Here is a 5,126-nt window from a genome sequence, read left to right as displayed (position 1 = left end):
CCGACCGGATTCTACCCGTCGATGCTACGGGAAGACGTCTGCATGAAGCCATCAAAGGAAGCCGATACGTAGAGATAAATGACGGGCCACACGGCATAATCTGGACACACTCCGAGGAAGTTAACCGCGAATTGTCGGCTTTTTCTCGGGAGGAGAAACTGGTTGGCCCACAGAGATAACAAAATGGTGGGTCCAGAGTTATTATTTTTGCTGGTCAAACTGTGAACTTTTGGTGTCTAGAATGACACGGTGGGAGCCAACTCGCATTGGCTCCCACCGGTTAATATCTCCAATCAAGGTCGCGATTACTCAGATTGTTATCATGGAGAACAAAAAAGGAACTCACAGTTTTTCGCCTACGTTACCTCTTGGTGGGGTGCCGCTAACGTCGCTGCAATGCCCGCGGTAACCCTGCTGGAGCGCATCAGGGGATTCGCCAACCGGTTAATGCCTACTGACTTGGGAGACGGGAGTGAGCATGAGCATTACACGTCCATGTTCGACCTCTAATCAGGCTGACCTGTCACCTGCCAATTGAATGAGACGCCCAATAGATTGAGCTACCGATTTTGTATGAGCCAAACTACGCCTACCTACTTAGGCTCAGGCCAACCAGTGTCTCGGCGTTCACTGTTTTTCTGGCTGAAGTACTGCGGTGTGAAATTTGGGTATAGCGTCAACTGCGGCCGGTACCACTCCCACTCCGGGGCTTCCTTGCCTTTTGTTGACAGGCGGTAGTAGCGACGCGGCGGCGCATCAGGATAGTCCAGACTCTGGATATATGATTCCTCTTCTCGACCAGTCCGTTCGACCCAGCCTAGCTGTTTCAGATAATGGAAATAGCGGTAGAAGCTGTGGAAGCGTGCCCTGTGGAGCTTATAGGGTATTCTTTCCAGATGCCACTCCAGTCGCTCGTCATATTCATCCTGTATGTAAGGCTCCTGAGTTTTCCTTACCCGCAGCTCATTCTCCCAGGCGACGGCATCCCTGGCATAAGCCCGGCGCAGCGCCTCCTTGTAGTAGAAGAAGATATGCTCCGAATAGTCGCCTTCATCGGGATCTATTTGCGGGGAGATCTCGGGTCCCAGCCCGAGAAGATAGCCCCGGAGAAACTGGCCGGCGGTGAACGGTCTTAGGAAACGCATGCCCTTTCTCTGACGAATGTACTTCCGTCCCTGCCTTTTTTCCTTGAAGTAATCATCAATAGGCATGTCGCCAACCTGTGGATAGAGCACCCGCTGGGGATGAGACCAATCGTCATCTGAAGCCTCGATGCCCTTCCTGGTAAGGCGGTAGAGCCGGCGCGGATGGGAATCGGGATGGTCACCGGTTTCTTCCTGCATCGTGGAGCGCTCCTCTTCGCCGGTTTTTTCTACCCATTCCAGCTGCTTAAGCCAGTGAAAATACCTCTGGAAGCTGTGATAGCGAGCCTTGACCAGCTTGTAAGGCAGCCGTCTGAGGAATCGGACAACCCGCTCAGTGTATTCTTCAGATGAGTAGATAGGCTTGCCCGCATCGATTCTTTGCTTATTCTCACGGTCAACAGCCTCTTCAGCGTAGGCGGTGTGTAACGCCAGCTTGTAATGGTAGAAGATATCCTGGGTAGCCGAGCCCTTGCTCGGGTCAATTGCCGGACTACCATACGGGCCCAGCCCCAGGAGATAGTCCCTGATGAACACGCCGCAGCCGAAAGCCCGGGCAAAGCCACCGTGAGGAGGTCGGAGTCCAAGTACCATCTACAGTCTTCCTTCCCAATCCGACAGGTTTTTGCGTACACCCTTCCTTTGCTCCCGTCTCCACCATTCCCGGAATGTCGGCACCACATACAAAATGAAGAAACGCATCAGGTCTTCCTCCGGTATCTCTCCGGTAGGATCTACAAGCGCCAGCCCTCCGCCGCAGGCCATCGTTACCGTTTCTCCTATCCGGCACTTCTTCGGCAGAGTAACACCTTTTGACGCGCCTGTCCTGAATGGTTTCCGCCGGGTTGCGATCATGTGCTTCTCCTTTGTTTAATCACTTCGTATAGCCTCTTTGCTTCTCTTTCCACGCAGGCGATGTCGCCGTACGGACAGAGAGCCTCGGCTTGCCTGGCTGCCCACCAGCCATATTCCCCGGCGATCCGTTTCAGTTCATCCCGGGGAATGGTGTGGTGGGTTTGCGGTGACAAGCCATCTTTTTTCGGAAAATATTTCGCCAGGCATTCCGGACATATCCCGTGTGTTACCGATTTATCCTCGTAAGGCTCCTTCTCCCCCAGGTACTTACCGCACCAGGCGCATTTGATGATTAGCGGCAGGAGAAGCGGCTGCCGGCCTCTTTCCCGGCGCTCCGTCCCGAATGGAGACAGCCAGGGATTTCTTTCAATGTCAGATATGATTGCCCTGATAAGGGAGAAGGATATCTCGTCGCCCCGGGTGGTGAAGATGACATTGTCCTCGGGTAGTCCCTCAATGTACTCCTTCGCCTCGGCCACGGTATTGAAACCTTCCAGGATGTCCCTGTAAACCGACTTTCTAGCGTCGCTGAGCGTTCCGTCTGGCCACTTCTCCCAGTTGAGGTCATTTCTCTTTTCTCTGATCAGCCTGTCGAGGATGTCGACCTCCGTATCCGGCAACATGAAGTCAATAACCGGCTGGACCACCTCTTCCTGTTTCGGCTCCAGCGCCTCGGCGATAATAGACCTTACCAGCACCGCTAGAACCGTCCCGAAGGCCAGGGATAGTCCGAAGGCCAGCCATGCATCCGTTATCCTCTGTGTCTCTAAGGGAGTCACCTGCCCGTCCTGCAATGACCTGGCCATCTCGACCACAACATCTGTCTGCTGTGGCATGTATCCCGGGTTATTACCCTGGTTTTGAAATCCGCCCATTGTCAGCCTGCCTTCTCCAGTTCCTCAAGTATGGTGCCGGCCACCCGGCGTATGGAGCTCAGGTTCTGGTCGAGCACCTTCTTGTCCCGTGCCCACAAAGCCACATAGGGAAAAGAGCGGACGCCGGTATCGAAGCCGTAGTGGGCGCCAACGACATAGGCGGCGCTTTCGGCGATGGTTTCGGCATCCTGACGTGGTATCCGGAAGACGTCCTCAGAATAGTAGTGGGCTATTTCGTGAACCAGTGTCTTGAGCTGCTGCGCTCTCGGCTCCTCGGGACGTACCCATATCTCACCATGCGTGTAGAACCCCTTTATCCCCGGTTCAAGATGAGGTCTGGACTCGAAGCTCACCCGGATACCTCTTGATTTCATCCGGTCCATCAGCCTAACGAAAAGCTCCTCGTTGACCTCGCCAGTGAGTACCGGCACTTCAAACTCAGGGAGTTCGGCACCTTCGGTCTGGGAAAGATCAAAAACGTGAACAACTTTGAAGTAGACGGGGCTGAGCTCTATTTTCTTGAGTTCCTCCTCCTCTTCCTTCTCCTCAAGCTTAGGCTTCGGCGGTAATACTGGCGCCAGGATGGCGATACCCTTCTCGCCCTTCTTTACCCATCGGCCCAAGTCCTTCCATGTGTTGAAGCCAGCCACCCTTGTGGCTTCCGGCTTCTGCAGCATGATGAGGATCTGGTTGCCAATGGAGTAGTCATGAAACTTCGCCATAGTGGTAAGAAAGAGCCGGAACTGGTAGCTGTCCTGGATACCCTCGACGCCGGCCTTGAGCTGCTTCATGACGGCATCTATCTTCTTCTCTCCCGCCTCCACTTCCACCGCCGGCAGCAGTGTCATAAGGCTGTACTCCGGTAAGGGGTCTCGCAGGAAGACGGTGAGGTCACGGTACTCTGCCGGTACCCTCTCGCCGCCCTCGATAAGAAGGGTCTGGGGGCGCAGCCCGATGGTTGAGTGCCGCTTATCAATGTGCCTTTTCAACGCCTCCGACCTGGTTACTGAGTTGTATTCCGGCACCGCGATAACTTCACCGCAGATGGGGCAGACAACGGTGACCGCCGGTTTCTTCGTTCCGGTCATAGGCACGTATCTCTTCTCCGGTTCCGGCTCATCGGTTACCAGGGACTTCGTTATGCCGGCGATGAATCCCATAACGAGGATGGACATTCCGAAGAGCATGAAATCATTCATCTGGTCCTGTAACGGTCGGTAAATTACCATGTTACCTCCTTGAACAGGTGATCGAGATCGTTCAATGCGGTAATCTTGACCACCTCGACGGCAATCTCCTGCATCGCCTCCATGTGGATGGGCGTCAGATCGTCGGCCTCACCGCTGCGGCGGTACTGGCGGTGATGTGCCAGTTCGTGCACCAGGGTATCGATCACTCTCCGCATCTTCGGCATCTGCTCCATAGCGATATAGACCTCACCCGTGGCCGTGCTGTACAGTCCGGCCGTCCGGGTGCGGTCGCTGGCTGGAGGAATACTGGCAGCGTATACCCCAGCCGGCGGCGAGTAGGGAAATACCTTCTTGGTTATCTCCCGGGCCAGTTTGAGGTGGGTAAGCGGCACCGGGTCCAGGCGGTCGTCGGGGACAATCTCCACTTCCCTGAGCCGCTCCTGGGAGGCCCTGATAAGCTCCCTGTCGGTGGTAATCGCCCTGGCAAGCGTATCCCTGACCGAATGCAGCACAGAAACCGACTGGTAGCCCAGATGCTTGACCAGCCCGTCCCACTTCTCCTCGGTGCGGATAATTGCGTTCTCTCCCATAACTTTGTGCCAAGCTTCCCGCCATACCGGGGCATTCTCGCGGACGAACTCGGCGTATTCCCTGTCGGTCACCGGCTCGATGCCCATGTCCCAGGAACTGAAGTTCACGTTATAGCTCTCCTCTGTTTCCAGCAGCGGGGGGCTCTTCACCATTTGCAGAAACACCTTCAGGTGCTCAACTTTGGTGACACAGGCCCACAACCGCCCGATGTCCGCCCACATGTGCCCTTCATCCTTCGGGGCATGACGGTCGGGAGCAAGCTCAAAGCTCCACAGATTGTAGCTATAGGGGCTGTTAATGGACCTCATGTAGATGTCACGGGCGAAGATCCTGGATGCTCCTGCCGGCTCCAGCCCCGCTGCCTCTACCGCCTCGGTAAAGTCCCGGTCTCCGAATTCGTACTGGATGAGCTGGTTGAAGCGGCGTATAGGTTTGTGCAGATTACTCGGACCTTCGGCGACGATGGAGCTCCG

The 5,126-nt window shown here is 55.3% G+C and carries 5 protein-coding genes; all 5 read right to left on the bottom strand.

Annotated features, from left to right (window positions below):
* Positions 1 to 593: 593 nt before the first annotated feature.
* Positions 594 to 1,736, bottom strand: a complete 1,143-nt coding sequence (locus tag Q8Q07_06755) for a hypothetical protein (GenBank protein MDP3879984.1) — start codon at positions 1,734 to 1,736, stop codon at positions 594 to 596.
* Positions 1,737 to 1,997: a hypothetical protein gene (locus Q8Q07_06750; GenBank protein ID MDP3879983.1), complete on the bottom strand. Its 261-nt coding sequence runs from the start codon at positions 1,995 to 1,997 to the stop codon at positions 1,737 to 1,739.
* Complete coding sequence (locus tag Q8Q07_06745; GenBank protein MDP3879982.1) at positions 1,994 to 2,872, bottom strand: hypothetical protein; 879 nt, start codon at positions 2,870 to 2,872, stop codon at positions 1,994 to 1,996. Before Q8Q07_06745 ends, Q8Q07_06750 begins: the two co-directional genes overlap by 4 nt.
* A 2-nt stretch (positions 2,873 to 2,874) precedes the next feature.
* On the bottom strand, positions 2,875 to 4,101 hold the full coding sequence (locus Q8Q07_06740) for an ArdC-like ssDNA-binding domain-containing protein (GenBank protein MDP3879981.1): 1,227 nt from the start codon (positions 4,099 to 4,101) through the stop codon (positions 2,875 to 2,877).
* On the bottom strand, positions 4,095 to 5,126 hold a 1,032-nt coding region (locus tag Q8Q07_06735), incomplete at its 5' end, for a hypothetical protein (protein ID MDP3879980.1). The genes Q8Q07_06735 and Q8Q07_06740, both read right to left, overlap by 7 nt.

This window comes from Dehalococcoidales bacterium, assembly GCA_030698765.1.
Taxonomy (GTDB): domain Bacteria; phylum Chloroflexota; class Dehalococcoidia; order Dehalococcoidales; family UBA2162; genus JAUYMF01.
Note: the sequence above shows the minus strand (reverse complement) of the source record. Positions and strands in the feature narration are given on the sequence as shown.

Excerpts from the sequence above, each read along its gene's own strand:
- Q8Q07_06750 (MDP3879983.1), bottom strand. The coding sequence starts at position 1,997 with ATGATCGCAACCCGGCGGAAACCATTCAGGACAGGCGCGTCAAAAGGT.
- Q8Q07_06740 (MDP3879981.1), bottom strand. The coding sequence starts at position 4,101 with ATGGTAATTTACCGACCGTTACAGGACCAGATGAATGATTTCATGCTC.
- Q8Q07_06755 (MDP3879984.1), bottom strand. The coding sequence starts at position 1,736 with ATGGTACTTGGACTCCGACCTCCTCACGGTGGCTTTGCCCGGGCTTTC.
- Q8Q07_06745 (MDP3879982.1), bottom strand. The coding sequence starts at position 2,872 with ATGGGCGGATTTCAAAACCAGGGTAATAACCCGGGATACATGCCACAG.